Origin of the sequence: Streptomyces sp. NPDC085937, assembly GCF_044540535.1 — a bacterium.
GTDB lineage: Bacteria > Actinomycetota > Actinomycetes > Streptomycetales > Streptomycetaceae > Streptomyces.
Genome location: NZ_JBITSH010000005.1, coordinates 13,934 through 34,399 on the forward strand (window position 1 = coordinate 13,934; position 20,466 = coordinate 34,399).

A 20,466-nucleotide genomic window follows, 5' to 3' on the forward strand; every position below is an offset into this window, starting at 1 on the left:
CGGGGGCGCGTCACTCCCCCGTGTGGTTTTCGGCGTCCTTGCGGGCCTGGCTCCTGGCTCTTCTGGCCGGGCCGCGCCAGCCGCAGGTGCAGCGGGCCGTGCAGAAGGGCCCCTGCTCGGTGGTGGTCGTGGTGTGCGGCCGGGGAGCCGGCGCGTCGTCCTGGTGCGGCACGCGGCCCACCGTAGCGCCCGGGCGGGGCCGCGTGACGGGGGCCACCGACCCGTCGTTAACGGGAACGACAGGCGGCCCGTGTCGGACGGAGCGGGGGTAGGCAGGGATGGCTCGACGACGACAGGACCGGCGGACGCACGGCATGACGGCCGTGGTCGGGGTCGTCTGCTGTGTCGGGCTCGGGTCGGCCGGGTGTGCGCGCAGCGACGCCGTGACGCAGGGGCCTCCGGCCGGCGACCCGGTCCGGGTGCTGCGCTCGGCCGCCGACGCGCTGGTGGACGCCGGCAGCTCGCAGACCCGCACCTCGCTGGAGATGGCCACCGGCGGCACCCGGGTGACCATCCGGGGCGAGGGGGTCTACGACTACCGCAGGCGGCTGGGGCGGCTGAAGGTGCTGCTCCCCCAGGACCCCGCGGGCGCCGCCGACCGCCGACCCATCACCGAGCTGCTCGCGCCCGGGGCGCTGTACATGAAGAACCGGGGGGCCGGGGTGCCCGCCGACAAGTGGGTGCGGGTGGACACCGCGACGCTGTCCGACGGCAATCTCGTCACCGGCGGGGCTACCGATCCGTTCGCCGCCGCCGAGGTGCTGCGCGGAACGCGGTCGGCGACGTTCGTCGGCCGGACCGAGGTCGCGGGGGCGCGGGTGCGGCACTACCGGGGCACCGCCGATCTGGAGGCCGCCTCGCGGGGGGCGTCGGAGGTCAACCGGGGGCCGCTGGGCGCGGCGGCGAAAGGGTTCGCCACGGCGCGGGTGCCGTTCGACGTGTACCTCGACGACGAGGGGCGGATCCGCAAGATCCGGCACCGGTTCAGCTTTGTGAACGGGGAGCGGCAGGAGCCCGTCGCGGTCGCCTCCACCACGCTGCTCTACGACTTCGGCGCCCCCGCCGACGTGCGGCTTCCCGAGGACGAGGACATCTACGCCGGGCGGATCGCGGAGGAGTGACGGCGCGCGGGCCGGGGGGCCGGGGTCCTGAGTGGCCGGGCCGAACTAGCCCTTCCGTGCCATGCGCGGTCCGTAGGGCGCTCCCTACTCTAGGAAGTCGGTGACGACAGAGTGAGGTGAGGCGCGTGGCTCCGCTCGGGAGTGGGACGGTTCCGGTTCAGGATCACGTGGCGCTCGCCGAGATCGAGCTCTGCGGGGAGCTGATCATCGCCGCTTCCAACGCCGAGGACCGGCTCAGTCCGGAGAGCATCGACGAGGTGCTGCGGGTGGCCGAGGCCCGGGCGGAGTCCGCCGGGCACTGAGGCCGCGGCCACCGGGGCCGGCGGTCAGGTCCGCAGCATGCGGGCGATGGCCTGCGTCGCTTCCTTGACCTTCGCGTCGATCTCGTCGCCGCCCTTGACGGCCGCGTCCGCGACACAGTGGCGCAGGTGCTCCTCCAGCAGTTGCAGCGCGAACGACTGCAGCGCCTTCGTGGAGGCGGACACCTGGGTGAGTATGTCGATGCAGTAGACGTCCTCGTCGACCATCCGCTGCAGTCCGCGGATCTGGCCCTCGATCCGGCGCAGCCGCTTGAGGTGCTCCTGCTTCTGGTGGTGGTAGCCGTGGATCCCGCGGTCGTGATCGGTCACGATGTCCGTTACGTCCGTCACACCCGTCGCGTCCCCGGTGCCCGTCTCCACGGTGTCCGGCGTGTCCGGCGAGGAGGGCGCGGGGGCGCCGGTCCCGGTGGTGGTCATCGCGTCCTCCTGGCGTCCTGATGGGCGTTATATACCCCTGGTGGGTATATGGTACCGAACTTCGCCGGTCCGGGGCCCGCAGGTCCGGACCGCGGGCACCGGCGGGGACAGCGCACGGGCCGCCCCCGTACTCATCACTCTGCACGATGGGCGACACTGGGGGGCGGCCGTTACAGGTGGCCGGATGATGCGCCTAGCATCAGCCTGACCGAAACCGACGCATACCGAGGACCCCACGTGCGCTTTCGTCTGACCCCCAGGGAGACGAGCTTCTACGACATGTTCGCCGCGTCCGCGGACAACATCGTCACGGGCTCCAAGCTCCTGATGGAACTCCTCGGGGCGGACACCTCCGCCCGAGCAGAGATCGCAGAGCGTATGCGGGCCGCCGAACACGCCGGTGACGACGCCACGCACGCGATCTTCCACCAGCTGAACTCCTCGTTCATCACGCCGTTCGACCGCGAGGACATCTACAACCTGGCGTCCTCCCTCGACGACATCATGGACTTCATGGAGGAGGCCGTCGACCTGGTCGTCCTCTACAACGTCGAGGAACTGCCCAAAGGCGTCGAGCAGCAGATCGAGGTGCTGGCGCGGGCCGCGGAGCTCACCGCCGAGGCCATGCCGCACCTGCGGACCATGGACAACCTCACCGAGTACTGGATCGAGGTCAACCGCCTGGAGAACCAGGCCGACCAGATCCACCGCAAGCTGCTGGCGCACCTGTTCAACGGCAAGTACGACGCGATCGAGGTGCTGAAGCTCAAGCAGATCGTGGACGTACTGGAGGAGGCGGCCGACGCCTTCGAGCACGTGGCGAACACGGTGGAGACCATCGCCGTCAAGGAGTCCTGAGCTCTTCATGGACACCTTCGCTCTGGTCGTGACCATCGGGGTCGCGCTCTTCTTCACGTACACCAACGGTTTCCACGACTCCGCGAACGCGATCGCCACGTCCGTCTCCACCCGCGCGCTGACGCCCCGCGCGGCGCTCGCGATGGCGGCCGTGATGAACCTGGCCGGCGCCTTCCTGGGCTCCGGGGTCGCCAAGACCGTCAGTGAGGGGCTGATCGAGACGCCCGAGGGGTCGAAGGGGATGGGGATCCTCTTCGCCGCGCTGGTGGGCGCCATCACCTGGAACCTGATCACCTGGTACTTCGGTCTGCCGTCCTCGTCGTCCCACGCCCTGTTCGGCGGGATGGTGGGCGCCGCGCTGGCCGGCGGGACGACGGTCTACTGGCACGGGGTGGTCGACAAGATCGTCATCCCGATGTTCGTGTCCCCGGTGATCGGCCTCGTCGTCGGTTACCTGGTGATGACCGCGATCATGTGGATGTTCCGGCGGGCCAACCCGCACAAGGCCAAGCGGGGCTTCCGCATCGCCCAGACGGTGTCCGCGGCGGGCATGGCCCTCGGCCACGGCCTGCAGGACGCGCAGAAGACGATGGGCATCGTGGTGATGGCGCTGGTCATCGCCGACGTCGAGGAGTACGGCGACGCGATCCCGGTGTGGGTGAAGATCGCCTGTGCGCTCATGCTCTCCCTCGGCACCTACGCGGGCGGCTGGCGCATCATGCGCACCCTGGGCCGGAAGATCATCGAGCTGGACCCGCCGCAGGGCTTCGCCGCCGAGACCACCGGCGCCTCGATCATGTTCGGCTCCGCGTTCATCTTCCACGCGCCGATCTCCACCACCCACGTGATCACCTCCGCGATCATGGGTGTGGGGGCGACGAAGCGGGTCAACGCCGTGCGCTGGGGCGTCGCCAAGAACATCGTCCTCGGCTGGTTCATCACCATGCCGGCCGCCGCGCTGGTGGCCGCGGCCTGCTACGGACTGGTGTATCTGATCGCGCTGTAGCCGCCGTCCCCGTGTGACAGCGACCGCACATGGAAGGGCCCGCCCCCCGTTGAGTCGGGGGCGGGCCCTTCCTGCCTCGCGGCGGCACCGCCATGCAGCGCCGCGAGGGGCATCGGGTCAGCCGAAGCGGCCGGAGATGTAGTCCTCGGTGGCCTGGACCGACGGGTTGGAGAAGATCCGGTCGGTGTCGTCGATCTCTATGAGCTTGCCGGGCTTGCCGACCGCCGCCAGGTTGAAGAACGCCGTGCGGTCCGAGACGCGCGCCGCCTGCTGCATGTTGTGCGTCACGATGACGATCGTGAAGCGCTCCTTCAGCTCGCCGATCAGGTCCTCGATGGCGAGGGTGGAGATCGGGTCCAGGGCGGAGCAGGGCTCGTCCATCAGCAGCACGTTCGGCTCGACCGCGATGGCCCGCGCGATGCACAGGCGCTGCTGCTGGCCGCCGGAGAGGCCCGAACCGGGCTTGTTCAGCCGGTCCTTGACCTCGTTCCACAGGTTGGCGCCCCTGAGCGACCGCTCGACGATGTCGTCCAGCTGGGACTTCTTGTACGTGCCGTTGAGGCGCAGGCCCGCCGCCACGTTGTCGTAGACCGACATGGTGGGGAAGGGGTTCGGGCGCTGGAAGACCATGCCGACCTCGCGCCGCACCGCGACCGGGTCGATGCCCGGGCCGTAGAGGTTCTCGTCGTCGAGCATGACCTTGCCGTCGACCCGGCCGCCGGGGGTCACCTCGTGCATGCGGTTGAGGGTGCGCAGGAAGGTCGACTTGCCGCAGCCGGAGGGGCCGATGAAGGCGGTCACGGAGCGGGGCTCGACGGTCATCGAGATGTCCTCGATGGCCAGGAAGGATCCGTAGTAGGCGTTGAGGCCGCTGACGTCGATGCGCTTGGCCATGGGTATCACTGCTTCTTTCGGGTCGCCGACGACTGTGTGTGGGGGCCGGTCAGCGACCGGTCTGCGGGGCCTTCCAGCGGGCGATGCCGCGGGCCACCAAATTGAGGATCATGATGAACGCGATGAGCGTCAGGGCCGCCGCCCAGGCACGGTCGTACGCCGCCTCGGAGCCGTTGGTGTACTGCAGGTAGATGTACATCGGCAGCGAGGCCTGGGGGTCCTGGAACGGGTTGGCGTTGATGAAGTTCGTGCCCCAGACCAGCAGCAGCACGGGTGCGGTCTCACCGGTGATGCGGGCGATCGCGAGCATCACGCCGGTGGTGATGCCGCCGACGGACGTCGGCAGGACGACCTTGAGGATGGTGCGCCACTTCGGGACGCCGAGGGCGAGGGACGCCTCGCGCAGCTCGTTCGGGACGAGCTTGAGCATCTCCTCCGTGGACCGCACGACCACCGGGATCATCAGGATGGCCAGCGCCATCGAGCCGGCGAAGCCCGAGTAGCCCATGTCGAGGATGAGGATCCACAGGCTGAGGACGAACAGGCCCGCGACGATGGACGGGATGCCCGTCATGACGTCGACGAAGAAGGTCACGGCCTGGGCGAGCCGGCCGCGGCCGTACTCGACGAGGTAGATCGCGGTGAGCACGCCGACCGGCACCGAGATCAGGGTGGCGAGCCCGACCTGCTCCAGCGTGCCCAGCAGGGCGTGGTAGATGCCGCCGCCGGGCTCGGTGTCGGCGACCACGCCCATGGAGTGGGTGAGGAAGTAGCCGTCGAAGACCTTGACGCCCCGCTTGACGGTCTCCCAGGTCAGCGACGCGAGCGGGATGACGGCGAGCAGGAAGGCGACCCAGACCAGGCTGGTCGCGGTGCGGTCCCGGGCCTGCCGGCGCCCCTCGACCTTGGCGGAGACGGCGTACGAGCCGGCGACGAACAGCAGCGCCGCGATCAGCGCCCACTGGATGTCGCTGTGCAGCCCGGCCGCGGTGCTGACGCCGAGCCCGAGGGCGGTGGAGGCGGCGGCGACCGCCCAGGGGAACCACTTCGGCAGGGTGGCCCCGCGCAGCGAACCGGACGGGCGGGTGTCGTGGAGAGCGTGGCTCATGCGTTGGCCCCCGAGTACTCCTTGCGGCGGGCGATGATCAGCCGGGCCGCGCCGTTGACCAGCAGGGTGATGACGAACAGCACCAGACCGGAGGCGATCAGCGCGTCCCGGCCCGTCTCGGTGGCCTCGTTGAACTTGCTGGCGATGTTCTGTGCGAAGGTGCCGCCGCCCGGGTCGAGCAGGCTGGCGTCGATGGTGAAGCTCGGGGAGAGCACCATGGCGACGGCCATCGTCTCGCCGAGCGCGCGGCCGAGGCCCAGCATCGAGGCGGAGATGACGCCGGAGCGGCCGAACGGCAGCACCGACATGCGGACGACCTCCCAGCGCGTGGCGCCGAGGGCCAGGGCGGCCTCCTCGTGCGTCCGCGGGACCTGGCGGAAGACCTCACGGCTGACGTTGGTGATGATCGGCAGGATCATCACCGCCAGCAGGATGCCGACCGTGAACAGCGAGCGCGGGGCGCCGTCGTTCCAGTCGAGGATCCCGGTCCAGCCCAGGTGGTCGTCGAGCCAGCCGTAGAGGCCGTCCAGGTGCGGCACGAGGACGAGGGCGCCCCACAGGCCGTAGACGATGGACGGGACGGCGGCGAGCAGGTCGATCACGTACGCGACGGGGCCGGCGAGGCGGCGCGGGGCGTAGTGGGTGATGAAGAGGGCGATGGCGACGGCGATCGGCACCGCGACGACCATGGCGATCACCGACGACACGACCGTGCCGAAGGCCAGGACCGCGATGCCGAACTCCGGCGGGGAGCCGCTGGGGTTCCACTCGAAGGTGGTGAAGAAGTTGGCCTCGTCCGCGGCGATCGCGAGCGAGGCGCGGTAGGTCAGGAAGGCCGCGATGGCGGCCATCAGGACCAGGACGAGGATGCCGGACCCCCGGGACAGCCCGAGGAAGATCCGGTCGCCGGGGCGTGTGACGCCGCGCGCGGCTCGGGTGTCGGGGGGCGCGGCCGGTCCGGGTGCCGGCGGCGCGGCGGGTTTCTGCGTGGTGGTGTCCATCGGGTTCTCCGGTCTGCGGAGCCACCGGGTCGGGCGGCTCGGTCGGAGCCGCCCGGGGGCCGGGGGCTCCTGTTGGCGGTGCACCGGACGGTGCGGCCCGGCCCGGTGGGGCGCGGGCCGCACACTCGGGTCAGCTGAGGCCGGCGACGGTCTCGCGGACCTTGGTGATGATCTCCGTCGGCATCGGGGCGTAGCCGGCGTCGGCGAGCTGGCCCTGACCCTGCTCGGAGGCCATGTAGCCCAGGAAGGACTTGGTGGCGGGCAGCGTCTCGGCCTTGTTGCCGGTGTCGCAGACGATCTCGTACGTCACCAGGACGATCGGGTAGGCGTTCTCGGCGGTCGGGGTGTAGTCGAGCTTCAGGGCGAGGTCCTTGCCGGTGCCGACCACCTTGGCGGCGCCGATGGCGGCGGTGGCGTTCTCGATGGTCGCCTTGACCGGCTCGGCGGCCTCCGTCTTGATGTCGACGGTCTTGATGCCGTCGGCGGCGTAGGACAGCTCGAAGTACGAGATCGCACCCGAGGTCTGCTTCACCTGCTGGGCCACGCCGGAGGAGCCCTGCGCGGACTGGCCGCCCTCGGCCGCCCAGGACTTGGCCGGCTCGTACTTCCAGTCCTTGGGCGCGGCGGCCTTCAGGTACTTGGTGAAGTTGTCCGTGGTGCCGGACTCGTCGGAGCGGTGGAAGGCCTGGATCTTCAGGTCGGGAAGGTCGGCGTCCGCGTTGAGCTTGGCGATCGCCGGGTCGTCCCACTTGGTGATCTTGTTGTCGAAGATCTTCGCGAGGGTGGGGGCGTCCAGGGCGAGGGTGTCGACGCCGGGGACGTTGAAGCCGACTGCGATCGGGCCGCCGACCATCGGCAGGTCGATGCCCTGGCCGTCGGCGCAGATCTTCTTCGACGCCTCGACCTCTTCGGGCTTCAGCGCGGAGTCCGAGCCGGCGAACGCGGTCTGGCCCTGCGTGAACGCGGTGATGCCGGCGCCCGAACCGGTCGGGTTGTAGTTGATCTGCACGTCCTTGCAGGCGGCGGTGTACTGCCGCACCCAGGCGTCGATCGCGTTCTTCTGGGCGGAGGAGCCGGAGGCCTGGAGCTGGCCCTTGGCGTCACCGCAGTCGACGGTGCCGGCCTGCGCGGTCGCCGAGGCGTCGGTGCCGCCGCCGTTGGTGCCGGTGTCGTCGGAGCCGCACGCCGTGAGCGCCAGGGCGCCGGAGACGGCGAGAGCACCGAGAGCGAGGGCCCGCCGGTTCATGCGCTGAAGCTTCACTTGTGTTCCTTCCAGTGGCCGCCGTCCTGAATGCGGCGGCGTGCGAAGTGTGGGGAGGCGGTCGCCTCTTCTGTCAAAGCGTTCGTGTACGGGCGAACCGCACCGCGTAAGGCCGAAATTAGGCAGAAGAGGTGAAGCGGCCGATGGCCGTACATGAACGAGGGGTGAACCCCTGAGGACGGTGCGGTGAGGTCGCGGCGCGCGGGGCCGGACGGGTGTGCTTCGCGGTCAGCGGGCCGGGCGGAGGACGGCGAGCAGGGCGTCCACCAGGCCGGCGTCCATCGGTGAGGTGAGACGGCGGCGGGCGGCGTCCGGGGGGAGCCAGAGGATCCGGTCGACCTCGTCGCTCGGGACGAAGGTCCCGGACACGGCCTCGGCCGCCCAGTAGCGGACCCGCTTCGGGCGGCCCTGCGCGAGGTAGCGGGTGCCGGGCAGCTCGGCGGACGGCGCGGCGGTGTGGCCGGTCTCCTCGGCGACCTCGCGCAGCGCGCCGGCCAGCGGGTCCTCGCCGCGCTTCAGCTTGCCCTTGGGCCAGGACCAGTCGTCGTACTTGGGGCGGTGCACCAGGCACAGCTCCAGCTCGCCGGTGACGGGGGAGGGGCGCCACAGGACACAGCCGGCGGCCTGGACGACGAGGGTGCCGTTCCGGGCGGGGCGGGGTGTGCGCACGGGTGCCTCCTTCACGTCGTGACGGTGGCCTTACGGCGAGTCCGCGGCCGGCTTCTGCCAGGCCCGCTGGAACGCGTACCGCGCCGCCTCCACCTCGTGCCGCTGGTCGGCGTGGAGCACGCCCAGGGCGTACGCGGTGGCCGGCGCGATCCGCGGGGTACGGGCTGCCTGTGCGGCGGCCGCCGCGGCCTCGGCGGCGTCGCGGTGCCGGTCGAGCGCCTCGCTCGCCGCGAGCAGCCGGGGTCCGGCGCCGGGGCCGTCGCCGGACCCGTCGTGCAGGACCTCGCGGGCGTAGCGGTGCAGGCGCAGCAGCAGGCGGACCTGGTGCCAGGGGGCGTCCTGCGGATGCGGCGCGAGGTCCGGGGACAGGCCGTGGACCAGCGCCTCGGCGTTGTACGGGCTGCCCGCGGTGAGCAGGGGCAAGGCGGCGACGGCGTCGGCGAGCCGCTCGTGCGCGGCGTCCGCCAGCGGGCGCAGGTCGGCGCCGTCGGCCGCCGGGGCCAGCGGTACCTCGCTGGCGAGCACGGCCACCTGGTCGGCGAGGGCGTGGAACCGGGACGACCCGAGCGCCTGCAGCACGGTGGAGTGCGCCCGCGTCCGGGCCAGCGTGAGCTGCCGTTCCAGCAGCGCCCCGGCCTTGGCCGCCCCGACGGTGAGGTGACCCCGGCCGGGGGAGGGGCGGGGGGCGCGGAGGGCGCTCTCCTGTGCGCGCGGCTCGGCGGCGTGACGGTCGTCCGGGGCCGGGACGGTGCTGGTCACGGCGCGGGAGCGCCGGGCCGCGGCGGCCCGCGTCCCGGTCGCGCGGGGGGCGCCGGTCGCCGGTGCGGCGGGGCGGGGGATGTCGGGTGGGGTGTGCGGGGTGCCCGAGAGGCGGTGGAGGGCGAGGAGCAGCTGGTTCAGGCGGGACGCGCAGGCGTCCTCCAGGGACAGCGTGCCGGACACCCACGCCAGTTCGGGCCCCAGCGCCTGCGACCAGGCGGGGTCCAGCACCGGCTGGAAGGTGTACAGCCCGGCGCTGATGCGGCGGGCCGCCCGCCGCAGCGCGCGGGCCGCCTCGGCGGAGTCCTCCGACGCCGCGCCCGCACCGGACTCCCGGTGCAGACGCAGCGCTCGGAGGAACTCGGTCGCCCGGTCCCGCAGGTGGCGGGACAGGACGTCCGCCGGTACCGGACCGGCCGTCGGATCATGGTGCTGCTGTGCCACGCCGGCGCCTCCGGGCGTCTATGAGCATCTCCTGGATGTTGCGCAGCGGCTGGCCGTCCGCGTCGGTCGAGTGCCGGGTCCACTCGCCGTCCGCACCGAGGTGCCAGGACGACGTGGTGTCCGACATCCCCGTCTCCAGCAGCCGGTTCAGCGAAGCCCGATGCGCCGGGTCGGTGACCCGCACCAGCGCCTCGATCCTGCGGTCGAGGTTGCGGTGCATCATGTCGGCGCTGCCGAGCCACACCTCCGGCTCACCGCCGTTGCCGAAGGCGAACACCCGGGAGTGCTCCAGGAAGCGGCCGAGCACGGACCGCACCCGCACGTTCTCCGACAGGCCCGGCACCCCCGGCCGGATCGCGCAGATGCCGCGCACCCAGATGTCGACCGGGACGCCCGCCTGGGACGCCCGGTAGCAGGCGTCGATGACGGCCTCGTCGACCATCGAGTTGACCTTGATGCGGACGTAGGCGGGCCGCCCGGCACGGTGGTGCTGGGCCTCCTTGTCGATCCGCGAGATCAGGCCGTCGCGCAGCGACTTGGGGGCGACCAGCAGCCGGCGGTAGGTCTCGCGGCGGGAGTAGCCGGAGAGCCGGTTGAACAGGTCGGAGAGGTCCGCGCCGACCTGCGGGTCGGCGGTGAGCACGCCGAGGTCCTCGTAGAGCCGGGCCGTCTTCGGGTGGTAGTTGCCGGTGCCGACATGGCTGTACCGGCGGAGCGTCTCGCCCTCCTGACGGACCACCAGCGACAGCTTGCAGTGGGTCTTCAGGCCGACCAGGCCGTAGACGACGTGGCAGCCCGCCTCCTCCAGCTTGCGCGCCCACTTGATGTTGGCGTGCTCGTCGAAGCGGGCCTTGATCTCGACCAGCACCAGGACCTGCTTGCCGGACTCGGCGGCGTCGATGAGCGCGTCGACTATCGGGGAGTCGCCGGAGGTCCGGTACAGGGTCTGCTTGATGGCCAGCACGTCCGGGTCGGCCGCCGCCTGCTCCAGGAACGCCTGCACCGACGTCGAGAAGGAGTCGTACGGGTGGTGCAGCAGCACGTCCCGGCTGCGCAGCGCGGCGAAGATGTCCGGCGCGGACGCCGACTCCACCTCGGCCAGGTCACGGTGGGTGCCCGCGACGAACTTCGGGTACTTCAGCTCCGGCCGGTCCAGGCTGTGGATGCGGAACAGGCCGGTGAGGTCGAGCGGGCCGGGCAGCGGGTACACCTCGGCCTCGCCGATCTTCAGCTCCCGCACCAGCAGGTCCAGGACCTCCCGGTCGACGGACTCCTCGACCTCCAGGCGCACCGGCGGGCCGAAGCGGCGCCGCATGAGCTCCTTCTCCAGCGCCTGGAGCAGGTTCTCCGCGTCGTCCTCCTCGACCTCCAGGTCCTCGTTGCGGGTGAGCCGGAAGGCGTGGTGTTCCAGCACCTCCATGCCCGGGAACAGCTCCTCCAGGTGGGCGGCGATGACGTCCTCGATGGGGACGTAGCGGCCGGGGGAGGACTCCAGGAAGCGGGACAGCAGTGGCGGCACCTTCACCCGGGCGAAGTGCCGGTGCCCGGTGACCGGGTTGCGCACCACGACGGCCAGGTTCAGCGACAGGCCCGAGATGTAGGGGAAGGGGTGCGCCGGGTCGACCGCCAGGGGGGTCAGCACGGGGAAGATCTGGTGCCGGAACAGGGTGAACAGGCGGGCCTGCTCCTTCTCCGTGAGCTCGTTCCAGCGGACCAGGTGGATGCCCTCCTCCGCGAGTGCGGGGGCGACGTCCTCGTGGTAGCAGGCTGCGTGCCGGGCCATCAGCTCGCGGGAACGGGCCCAGATCATCTCCAGCACCTCGCGCGGCTGGAGGCCGGAGGCGGAGCGGGTGGCGACGCCGGTGGCTATGCGGCGCTTGAGTCCGGCCACCCGGACCATGAAGAACTCGTCCAGGTTGCTGGCGAAGATCGCGAGGAAGTTCGCCCGCTCCAGCAGCGGGGTCTCGGGGTCCTCGGCCAGTTCGAGCACGCGCTCGTTGAACGCCAGCCAACTGCGCTCGCGGTCGAGGAAACGGCCCTGCGGCAGCGGGGCGGCACCGTCGGTGTGCGCCTCCTCGTAGCCGTCCAGGTCGGCGTCGATGTCGGGTTCCAGGTCGGAGACCACCCCGGCCACGGTGTGCGGCCGGTGCGCGGCGATGGAGCCCACGGAGGGCTGCGAGTGCTGTACCTGTGCCTGGGTGTTGGGCTGGCTCATGGCCCCATTCTTCCGCGCGAAGGGCGTCACGGGCGCGTCGGAGAACGCGGGTGGGAGGGGTGGTGGCCCTGAGGCGTTCCCGTTCCTCCCGTTCACCCGGCGGGGTGAGGGCTGGGGCGCGGCGGGATGCATTCACCGAGCGTCGCAGCGCCGTCTGAATCCGTGGTTACGGCGACATGACGTCCAGGGCAGCGGGCGGTGGCCCACGGGGTGCCCCGCCCTTGAACTTGACGGCACCCCGTCTGCCGGGGTCCGCCGTCCGCCGACCGCGGCCCCTCGCGGGCTGATCGCGCAGTTCCCCGCGCCCCTTCAGGGCGCGGGGAACTGCGGTGGGCAGGCGGCACCCGGTCAGCCGCGCGCCGTCCCGGTCGTGCGGCGCAGCACCCGGAACGCCGCGTACGTGAGCAGGCCGGCGGCGGCGAGCAGGATGCCCGAGGCGACCAGCTGGAGCGGCCAGTAGTGCGAGGCGGGGTGCAGGTCGCGGTAGAAGGCGGTCGCGCCCATGTCGGCCAGGGTGTCGCGGCAGCTGTACAGCCGCCCGCTGACACACGGGGCCGACGCCCGGCCGTCCGGGGTCAGCACCCCCTCGCCGACGAACATGCCCTGCCCCGGCGGCCCCCCGTTCAGGCCGCTGACCCGGGTCACGGACGGCCAAAGGTACGGCACGGACGCGTGCACGGCGCCCCACAGCACGCCGACGGCGACCGCTGCGGCGGCCATCGCGGCCATCGCGCGGCGCAGCGCCAGCCCGGCCAGGGCACCCGCCGCCAGACCGGCCAGCGCCAGGCCCATGGGGATGGTGCCGTTGGCGTGGAAGGTGTCCATGTCGTGCCAGGACTTGGCCGTGTCGACGCGGTCCCTGCCCGCCGCCCAGGCCCACCGGTGCAGCGCCGCCAGCAGACCGGTCGCGGCGACGGTGAGCACGGCCGGGGCGGCCAGCCGGGACGCCAGCCAGCGGGCCGGGGAGACACCCTGGGTCCAGGCCAGGCGTGCCGTGCCGGACTCCGTCTCACGGCCGACGAGCGCGCCCCCGGCCCAGGCGGCCACCAGGAACGGCATGGTCAGCACGGCGAACGTCGTGTAGTTGTAGACGTCCTTGTAGAGCAGGATCGCGCTCTGGTCGTAGGAGCAGCGCGGGGTGAACCCGCATGCGTTGTACGCCTTCCAGGCCGCCGCCGAGGCGTCGGTGAGTGGCCCGCCGAGCCACACCAGGGCCGCCGCGGTGAGCAGCACCAGCGCGCCGCCGCCGATCAGGGCGGGGCGGTGCAGCCGGACCAGCCAGCGCCACTGGCGGGGGGCGCCGGCGGTGCGGGCGGCGGCGGGGGCGGCCGGGGTGGTGAGGGCGGCGGTCATGCGGCGGCCTCCAGGGTGTCGGACGCGGGGGTCAGAGCCGGGGCCGCGGGATTGCGCAGGTAGGACAGCACGAGGTCCTCGAGGGACGGCGCGGCGGTGCGCCAGTCGTCGGGCAGCGGGCCGGACGGGCGGATCACCGCGCTGAGCTGACGGCCGGTGGTGCGGGACTCGACGACCTCGTGCGGGGAGAGGTCCGCCGCGGCGGGGGCGGTCACCCGGGTGTGGGCGGCCAGCAGGTCGTCGATCTCACCGGAGAGCCGTATCTTGCCGCCGCCCACCAGCAGCAGGTGGTCGCAGGAGTCCTCCAGCTCGGCGACGACGTGCGAGGACATCACGACGGTGGTGCCGTGGGCGGCGGCCTCGCCCATCAGCAGGCCCATCAGCTCGTGCCGGGCCAGTGGGTCGAGGTCGGCCATCGGCTCGTCCAGGAGCAGCAGCTCGGGCCGCTTGCCCAGGGCCAGGGCGAGCGCCACCCGGGTGCGCTGGCCGCCGGAGAGGGAGCGGATCCGCTTGCCCGGGTCCAGGTCCCCGCCGTCCACGACCCGCCGCGCGGTCTCCGCGTCCCAGTGGCCGGGGTTGAGGTCGGCGCCCATGCGGAGCGTCTCGGCGACCGTGAGCTGCGGGTACAGCGGCTTGTCCTGGTCGACGAAGCCCACCCGGGAGCGGGCGGCGGCCGGGTGGGCGCCGAGCACACGGACGGTGCCCTCGGTGGGGGCGAGCAGGCCGGCGGCGAGCGCGAGGAGCGTCGACTTGCCGGCGCCGTTGGGGCCGGCGACGGCGCACACACGGCCGGCGGGCAGCCGGAAGGAACAGTCGCGCAGTGCCCAGTCGGCGCGTCGGCCGAAGCGCTTGCCGAGCGCCTCCGCCTCGAGGGCCGGGACGGTCATGACGGGTCTCCCTGTGGGGGTCGCGCAGGCGCGGCGTGCGCGGCCTGCTCCGGGTAGTGCGTCTCGAGTACGGCGGTGAACAGCGCGGCGACGTCCTCCCGCTCCAGGCCGGCCTCCCGGGCCCGGGCGGCCCACTCCTCCAGCTCCACGCGCAGCGGGGAGTCGGCGGGGGAGGCGCCCAGCGAGCGGCGCACGAAGGTGCCGAGGCCGCGCCGGGCTTCCACCAGACCCTCGCGCTCCAGCTCCCGGTAGGCCTTCAGCACGGTGTTCGGATTGACGGCGGTGGCCTCCACGACCTCGCGGGCCGTGGGCAGCCGGTCGCCCGGGGCCAGCAGCCCCAGACGGAGCGCCTGCTTCGTCTGCTGCACGATCTGGACGTAGGTGGCCACGCCGCTGCGCCGGTCGATGCGGTAGTCGACCACTCGACAACCACCCTTTCACTAAATGAGTAGTGAAAGGGTGGTGCAGGGGGATGCGAAAGTCAACTCCGGTTCCGTGAACCGATCGACCGGGCCCGTCCGATGAGGAGACGTGAGCGAGAAGAGAAGCGACGGCGAGTTGCTGCGCGCCGTCACGGCCGACGGCGACCGGGGCGCCTTCGAGGAGCTGTACCGGAGGTACGCGCCGTGGCTGACCGCGCGCATGCGCGGCCGGTGCGCCGACGCGGCCCTCGTCGACGACGTCGTGCAGGAGACCTTCCTCGCGGTGTGGCGCGGCACGGCCCGCTGGCGTGAGGACGCGGCGGGCGCGGACGCCGCCGGCTGGCTGTGGCGGATCGCCTCACGCCGGCTGGTCGACGCCCTGCGCGGCGCCGGGGCACGGGGGCGGCTGCGGCAGGCGCTGGCGCGACTGCGGCACCGCGACGAGGTGTCGGCGGAGGAGCGCGTGCTCGCGGGGGTGGAGCACGGGGACCTCGCCGGCGCCCTGGTCCGGCTGTCGCCGGAACTGCGCGCGGTGCTCCAGGCGACCGTGGTCGACGGGCTGACCACCCGCGAGGCCGCGGTCCTGCTCGGCATCCCGCCGGGCACGGTCAAGACGCGGGCGATGAGGGCCCGCAGGCAACTCCGGGAGGCGCTGGCATGACGTACGAGGACACACGCTGGCACGTCCCCGAGGACGACCTGCGGGCCTACGCGCGGGCCGAGCTGGACCCGCCCGCGCTGTGGTCGGCCGACACCCACCTGACGGCCTGCGCGCGCTGCCGTGCCGTCCTCGCGGCCCTCGGCGACCCGGTGGCCCTCGACACGGGCTGGGAGCGGCTGGACGCCGAGCTCGACGCGCCCCGGCCGGGCCTGCTGGAGTCGCTGCTGCTGCGGATCGGCGTGCCCGACCACACCGCACGGCTGCTGGTCGCCACCCCGGCGCTGCGCCGCTCCTGGCTGGGCGCGGTGGCCGCCGTGCTGGTGCTCACCGTGGCGGTCACGGTCGGCAACGCCGGGGGCGGCCGGGTCACGCTGTTCCTCGCCCTCGCGCCGCTGCTGCCGCTCGCCGGGGTCGCCCTGTCGTACGGGCCGGCGGTCGACCCGACGTACGAGATGGCCGTGGTCGCCCCGATGCACGGCTTCCGGCTGCTGATGATCCGCACGGTGGCGGTGCTGACCGCCGGGCTCGGCCTCAACGGCCTGGCCACCCTCGCCCTCCCCGGGTACGGGCTGCTCGCCCTGGGCTGGCTGCTGCCCGCGCTCGCGCTCATCACCACGGCACTCGCGCTGTCGGCCCGGCTCGGCCCCGTCCTGGCGCCCTCGCTCGTCGGCGGCGGCTGGATCGCGCTGCTGCTCACGGCGGACGCCCTGCGGGGCGGCGGACAGGGGACGCTCGCCCCGTTCACCGCGGCCGGGCAAGGCGTGTCGGCGGCCGTCGCCGTACTCGCCGCCGGACTGCTGGTCCTGCTCCGGGACCGCTTCGACCTGAGCCGGGACCCCGCGGTCTGACCGCGCCCGGCTCCTCACCGGCCGGGGCGCGTCGCCGCCCCGGCCCCCACCACCTGCCACGGGAGTTCCTCATGTCCCCCACCATCTCGGCCTCCGGGCTGAGCCTCCACTACGGCCGCACGCGCGCCCTGGACGACGTGTCGCTGCGGCTGTCCCCCGGCGTCACGGGGCTGCTCGGCCCCAACGGCGCGGGCAAGACGACCCTGCTGCGCGTCCTCGCCACCGCCGTGCCCGCCGACCGGGGCGCGTTCACCGTGCTCGGCCACGACCCGGGCACCGCGCGCGGCCGCCAGGAGGTCCGGCGCCGGCTCGGCTACCTGCCGCAGACTCCCGGCTTCCACCCCGACTTCACCGCCTTCGAGTTCGTCGACTACGTGGCGATCCTCAAGGAGCTGACCGACCGCACCGCCCGCCACGCCGAGGTGCGGCGGGTGCTGGAGGAGGTCGGACTCGGCGACGTGCGCGGCAAGCGCATCCGCAAGCTGTCCGGCGGCATGCGGCAGCGGGTGGCGCTGGCGGCGGCACTGGCCGGCGACCCGGCGTTCCTCGTCCTCGACGAGCCCACTGTCGGTCTCGACCCCGAACAGCGCATGCGGTTCCGTGAGCTGATCGCGACCGCCGGCGAGGGCCGGACCGTGCTGCTGTCCACGCACCAGACCGAGGACGTGGCGATGCTCTGCCACCGGGTGGTCGTGCTCGCGGGCGGCACCGTCCGCTTCGACGGCAGCCCCGCCGAGCTGACCGCACGGGCCGCCGGACGCGTGTGGAGCAGCGACGGGCGCGACCCCGGGGCCAAGGCCGGCTGGCGCACGGGCCTCGGCACCTTCCGCAACGTGGGCGACCCGCCCGCCGGCGCGGACCTCCTCGAACCCACCCTGGAGGACGGCTACCTGCTCACCCTGGACGGCGCGGGCGCGGAGGTGACCGCATGAGCACGACCACCTCCACGGCCCCCGCCCCGGCCCCCGTGACGCGGGCGCCCGGCGCCTCCTCGGCGGCCGTTCTCGCCCTGGCCCGTTTCGAGTCCCGCAGGCTCCTGACCCGCGTGCCGGTGCTCGTCGCCTTCGCGGCGTACCTCGCCTGGATCGTGTGGCACACCCGCGACTCCTTCGACGGCTTCCCCGCGCTGCAGGACGCCGACCGGGCCACGCAGGACGGACCGCTGCTGGTCGGCCTCGCGGTGCTGCTGAGCGCCAACCAGGCCGTGCTGCGCGCCCGGCGCCACGACACCGAACGGCACCTCGCCGTGCTGGTGCTCCCGCGGTGGCAGCGCACGGTCGCGCACCTGCTGTCCGTCGTCTCGGCGGCGCTCCTGACCGGGGCGTGCGTGGGCGCGCAGTTCGCCTGGGAGGCGCTCAAGCCGGGCGCCGTCGGGCACGGCTCGATCGGCGAACTCCTCGTCGGCCCGCTGTCGGTGCTGCTCCTGGGCGGCTTCGGGGTGCTGCTGGCCCGCCTGCTCGCCGCGCCCGTCGCGGCACCGCTGCTGATCGTCCTCCTGCTCTTCCTCGCCATGTTCCTCACCGGCTTCGCCACCGACGGCTGGACCCGGTGGCTGGTGCCGTCCGTCACCGAGTTCAGCCTCATCACCCTGCCCTCCGACCTGATCGGCCGCCCCGCCGGGTGGCACGCGCTGTACCTGGGCGGGCTCGCGCTGACGCTGATGCTCGTGGCGCTGCTGCTGTCCGGCGGCGCCCGGCTGCGGACCGTGCAGGCGGCCGCCGCCGGCGCGGTGGCGCTGACGGTCGTCGGCGCGGTGGGGCAGTCCCGCGGGGTGCCGGAGGCGACGACCGAGGCGCGGGTACGGGCCACGGTCACCCCGGAGAAGCTCCAGACCTGCGCCGAGCGGGACACCACGACGTACTGCGCCTTCCCCGAGTGGGGGCCGCGCACCGGCGACTGGGCGGAGACCGTCGACGACGTGCGCGCCCTGGCCGGGGGCGACGCGCCGGAAAGGCCGCTGCTCGTACGGCAGCGGGTCGAGGCGCGCTACGGCCTGGACTCCGACGGGCCGATCCCGCCGGCCACCCGCCCCGGCGAGGTCACCGTCGGCACGGCCTGGGGCGGCAACCGCGTCCCGGAGTTCGCGGTCGCCGTCGCCGGAGTGCTGGTCACCGGCACGGAGGCCGAGGTGGGCGAGATGTGCGACGGCCGGATGGTCACCGTCATGTGGCTGGCCCTCGCCGGCCGCCCCGACCCGGTGGCGGACCTGCGCCGGGTGCGGATCGACGACAGCGACACCGGCTCGGCGATCGTCATCTCGCAGACCGAGCCGCTGCGGATGACCGCCGCCCACACCGAGGTGCTGCGGGAACTGCTGGCGCTGCCCCGTCAGGAGGCCGAGGCCAAGGTGCGCTCCGGCTGGCGGGAACTGACAGCGCCCAAGGTGTCGACGGACCGGGTGGCTCAGGTGCTGGGCCTGCCGAAGCCGGAAGGTGACGACACGTGCGGGTGACCGGAGCCCGGGCGGGCGACGCCCCGGTGGGCGAGGCGCGGACGGGGGGCACCGCCCTTCAGCTGCTGCGGCCCGTCGCCCGCGCCGTCCCCTGGCGGGCGGTGGCGGCCGCGAGCGGCCTGGGACTGCTGGCGGCCGCCCTGCCGAGGCTGTCGGGCGGCGAGGTCACCCCGTGGGCCACCGTCACCGCGCTGCGGGCCGCCGCCCTGTCCTTCGCGCTGGGCGCGGCGTTCCTGCTGGACGACCCGGCCCGGCACACCACGGCCGCCGTGCCCGTCCGGCGCGCCCTGCGGCAGGCGCTGCGGTACGCGCTGCTGGTGCCGTTCGCCGCCCTGTGGTGGACCGCCGCGCTGCTGCTGGTCCCCGAGGAGGCGCGCCCCCCGGCCGGGGACGTCACCCTGGAGGCGGCGTCGGCCCTCGTACTCGCCCTGGCCGGCGCGGCGTTCGCGGCGCGCCGGGGCAGCGCACGGCCGGGGCAGGGGGTCGCCGCCCTCCTGCTCCTGTCCGCGGTCCTGGCGCCGTTGCTGAGCCCCGCCGGCTGGGGGATGTTCACCGAGCCGGCCGACCCCCGCTGGGCGGCCGCCCACGACCGCTGGGCGGTGCTGCTGTGCGCCCTGCTCCTGGCGTTGGCGGTGAGCTGCGCCGAACCGGTCCGGCGCCGCACGCTGCGGGCGCTCAGGTCTCCGTCCGGTACATCAGGTCCGTCTCGTGGGTGACGAAGCCCAGCCGCTCGTACACGGACACGGCCGCCTTGTTGTCCGCGTCGACGTACAGCATGGCGGCGGGCAGGCCCTGGTCCGCGAGGTGGCGCAGCCCGATCGTGGTCAGTGACTTGCCGAGCCCGAGGCCCTGGGCGTCGGGGCTGACCCCGAGGACGTACACCTCGCCGAGGCCCTCCTGCCGGTGCACCTTGGTCCAGTGGAAGCCGACGAGCCGGCCGTCGCGCTCCGCGAGGAAGAAGCCCTCGGGGTCGAACCACGGTTCGGCCTTGCGGTCGTCGAGGTCGCGCTGGGTGAGGGAGCCCTGTTCGGGGTGGTGGGCGAAGGCGGCGGCGTTCAGCGCCAGCCAGGCCGTGTCGTCCCGGCCGGGCTCGAAGGCGCGCACCTCCACGCCCTCCGGCAGCACCGGGTCGGGCAGGTCCAGGCCGGACAACGGCCGCCGCATCTGCCGAAGTTCGCGGAACAGCGTCAGCCCGAGCACCTGCGCCAGGTGCCGGGCGGCGGAGTGCCCGCCGTGCGCCCACACCCGCAGCCGCTTGCCCGACGCGGCGAGCAGCGCGGTGCCGAGGGCCCGCCCGTGGCCCTGGCCCCGGTAGGAGGGATGCACCACCAGCTCGGCGGCCGGCGGCTCCACCGGGTCGGTGTCCTCCAACTGGGCGTAGCCGACGAGGTCGTCGTCGACGGTGAGCAGCAGGTGCGAGACGCCGTCCCGCTCCCCGCCGCGCAGCTGCAGCCGGCCCTGCTCGGAAACGGCCTGCTGTCCGTCGGCGCGCGCGGCGTCGGCGAGCAGGGCGAGGACCGCCTCGACCTGGTCGGTGTCGAGCACGGTGTACGTCTGGAGCGAACGGGGGCGGCCGGGCCGGGAGAAGGCGTCGCTGGTCATGCGTACGAGGGTAAGGGGACGGCCGGGTGAGGGGGCGGCAGCGTGCCGCGCGCACGCCGTGGCGACGGCACCGGCGAAAGATAAACCAGGTCGTAACCCGGAAGCCCCTGTCGCGCTACGCGCGTTGACTCTAGGCTGCGCCGGTACCCACTCGCACCGACAGGGGGG

22 protein-coding genes are annotated in these 20,466 nt (G+C 73.3%); 9 read left to right on the plus strand and 13 right to left on the minus strand.

The window, feature by feature from the left end; genetic code table 11:
* Positions 1–10: 10 nt before the first annotated feature.
* Positions 11–172, minus strand: a complete 162-nt coding sequence (locus tag ACIF8S_RS12690; RefSeq protein WP_186568127.1) for a hypothetical protein — start codon at positions 170–172, stop codon at positions 11–13.
* A gap of 106 nt (positions 173–278) precedes the next feature.
* Here ACIF8S_RS12690 and ACIF8S_RS12695 point away from each other — a divergent pair, with 106 nt between their 5' ends.
* A complete protein-coding gene (locus ACIF8S_RS12695) occupies positions 279–1,121 on the plus strand; it encodes a hypothetical protein (RefSeq protein ID WP_399999052.1) in 843 nt (280 codons plus the stop codon).
* A gap of 116 nt (positions 1,122–1,237) precedes the next feature.
* Positions 1,238–1,423 (plus strand): hypothetical protein, encoded by a 186-nt coding sequence (locus ACIF8S_RS12700; RefSeq protein WP_024884039.1) that lies wholly within the window; start codon positions 1,238–1,240, stop codon positions 1,421–1,423.
* A 24-nt stretch (positions 1,424–1,447) separates the two neighbouring features.
* Here ACIF8S_RS12700 and ACIF8S_RS12705 read toward each other — a convergent pair whose 3' ends face one another.
* Positions 1,448–1,858, minus strand: a complete 411-nt coding sequence (locus tag ACIF8S_RS12705) for a metal-sensitive transcriptional regulator (RefSeq protein ID WP_399999055.1) — start codon at positions 1,856–1,858, stop codon at positions 1,448–1,450.
* Between the two features lie 237 nt (positions 1,859–2,095).
* On the opposite strand from ACIF8S_RS12705, the gene ACIF8S_RS12710 reads away from it, so the two are divergent.
* Complete coding sequence (locus ACIF8S_RS12710; RefSeq protein WP_024884041.1) at positions 2,096–2,716, plus strand: DUF47 domain-containing protein; 621 nt, start codon at positions 2,096–2,098, stop codon at positions 2,714–2,716.
* A 7-nt stretch (positions 2,717–2,723) separates the two neighbouring features.
* Positions 2,724–3,722 carry an anion permease gene (locus ACIF8S_RS12715; RefSeq protein WP_399999056.1) on the plus strand — a complete coding sequence of 333 codons (999 nt, stop codon included), beginning with the start codon at positions 2,724–2,726 and terminating at the stop codon, positions 3,720–3,722.
* Between the two features lie 117 nt (positions 3,723–3,839).
* Here the strand turns inward: ACIF8S_RS12715 and pstB are convergent, their stop codons facing one another.
* From pstB to ACIF8S_RS12765, 10 genes are all read right to left on the minus strand, one after another.
* Positions 3,840–4,616 carry a phosphate ABC transporter ATP-binding protein PstB gene (gene pstB / locus ACIF8S_RS12720; protein WP_024884043.1) on the minus strand — a complete coding sequence of 259 codons (777 nt, stop codon included), beginning with the start codon at positions 4,614–4,616 and terminating at the stop codon, positions 3,840–3,842.
* 49 nt (positions 4,617–4,665) lie between these two features.
* On the minus strand, positions 4,666–5,724 hold the full coding sequence (pstA, locus tag ACIF8S_RS12725; protein WP_349799128.1) for a phosphate ABC transporter permease PstA: 1,059 nt from the start codon (positions 5,722–5,724) through the stop codon (positions 4,666–4,668).
* Positions 5,721–6,725 carry a phosphate ABC transporter permease subunit PstC gene (gene pstC, locus ACIF8S_RS12730; RefSeq protein WP_399999058.1) on the minus strand — a complete coding sequence of 335 codons (1,005 nt, stop codon included), beginning with the start codon at positions 6,723–6,725 and terminating at the stop codon, positions 5,721–5,723. Before pstC ends, pstA begins: the two co-directional genes overlap by 4 nt.
* A gap of 130 nt (positions 6,726–6,855) precedes the next feature.
* A complete protein-coding gene (gene pstS, locus ACIF8S_RS12735; protein WP_399999059.1) occupies positions 6,856–7,986 on the minus strand; it encodes a phosphate ABC transporter substrate-binding protein PstS in 1,131 nt (376 codons plus the stop codon).
* 228 nt (positions 7,987–8,214) lie between these two features.
* The gene (locus ACIF8S_RS12740) at positions 8,215–8,655 is read right to left on the minus strand and encodes an NUDIX hydrolase (RefSeq protein ID WP_215214204.1); all 441 of its coding nucleotides are present in this window, start codon (positions 8,653–8,655) and stop codon (positions 8,215–8,217) included.
* 30 nt (positions 8,656–8,685) lie between these two features.
* Positions 8,686–9,858 carry a CHAD domain-containing protein gene (locus tag ACIF8S_RS12745; protein ID WP_399999060.1) on the minus strand — a complete coding sequence of 391 codons (1,173 nt, stop codon included), beginning with the start codon at positions 9,856–9,858 and terminating at the stop codon, positions 8,686–8,688.
* Positions 9,839–12,205, minus strand: a complete 2,367-nt coding sequence (locus ACIF8S_RS12750; protein ID WP_399999061.1) for an RNA degradosome polyphosphate kinase — start codon at positions 12,203–12,205, stop codon at positions 9,839–9,841. Before ACIF8S_RS12750 ends, ACIF8S_RS12745 begins: the two co-directional genes overlap by 20 nt.
* A gap of 216 nt (positions 12,206–12,421) precedes the next feature.
* Positions 12,422–13,426 carry an ABC transporter permease gene (locus ACIF8S_RS12755; RefSeq protein WP_399999062.1) on the minus strand — a complete coding sequence of 335 codons (1,005 nt, stop codon included), beginning with the start codon at positions 13,424–13,426 and terminating at the stop codon, positions 12,422–12,424.
* A complete protein-coding gene (locus tag ACIF8S_RS12760) occupies positions 13,423–14,313 on the minus strand; it encodes an ABC transporter ATP-binding protein (RefSeq protein ID WP_399999063.1) in 891 nt (296 codons plus the stop codon). Before ACIF8S_RS12760 ends, ACIF8S_RS12755 begins: the two co-directional genes overlap by 4 nt.
* Positions 14,310–14,735, minus strand: coding sequence for a GntR family transcriptional regulator (locus ACIF8S_RS12765; RefSeq protein ID WP_399999064.1), 426 nt, complete (start codon positions 14,733–14,735; stop codon positions 14,310–14,312). Before ACIF8S_RS12765 ends, ACIF8S_RS12760 begins: the two co-directional genes overlap by 4 nt.
* 109 nt (positions 14,736–14,844) lie before the next feature.
* On the opposite strand from ACIF8S_RS12765, the gene ACIF8S_RS12770 reads away from it, so the two are divergent.
* From ACIF8S_RS12770 to ACIF8S_RS12790, 5 genes are all read left to right on the plus strand, one after another.
* Complete coding sequence (locus tag ACIF8S_RS12770; RefSeq protein WP_399999066.1) at positions 14,845–15,396, plus strand: RNA polymerase sigma factor; 552 nt, start codon at positions 14,845–14,847, stop codon at positions 15,394–15,396.
* A complete protein-coding gene (locus tag ACIF8S_RS12775) occupies positions 15,393–16,244 on the plus strand; it encodes a zf-HC2 domain-containing protein (protein ID WP_399999067.1) in 852 nt (283 codons plus the stop codon). The genes ACIF8S_RS12770 and ACIF8S_RS12775 overlap by 4 nt, the downstream gene beginning before the upstream one ends.
* A gap of 71 nt (positions 16,245–16,315) precedes the next feature.
* Positions 16,316–17,176, plus strand: a complete 861-nt coding sequence (locus ACIF8S_RS12780) for an ABC transporter ATP-binding protein (RefSeq protein ID WP_399999068.1) — start codon at positions 16,316–16,318, stop codon at positions 17,174–17,176.
* A complete protein-coding gene (locus ACIF8S_RS12785) occupies positions 17,173–18,696 on the plus strand; it encodes an ABC transporter permease (protein WP_399999069.1) in 1,524 nt (507 codons plus the stop codon). The genes ACIF8S_RS12780 and ACIF8S_RS12785 overlap by 4 nt, the downstream gene beginning before the upstream one ends.
* Complete coding sequence (locus ACIF8S_RS12790) at positions 18,693–19,412, plus strand: ABC transporter (protein ID WP_399999450.1); 720 nt, start codon at positions 18,693–18,695, stop codon at positions 19,410–19,412. Before ACIF8S_RS12785 ends, ACIF8S_RS12790 begins: the two co-directional genes overlap by 4 nt.
* On the opposite strand, the gene mshD is transcribed toward ACIF8S_RS12790, so the two are convergent.
* Complete coding sequence (gene mshD / locus ACIF8S_RS12795; RefSeq protein ID WP_399999070.1) at positions 19,372–20,298, minus strand: mycothiol synthase; 927 nt, start codon at positions 20,296–20,298, stop codon at positions 19,372–19,374. The two genes, ACIF8S_RS12790 and mshD, sit on opposite strands and share 41 nt — an antisense overlap.
* Between the last annotated feature and the right edge of the window lie 168 nt (positions 20,299–20,466).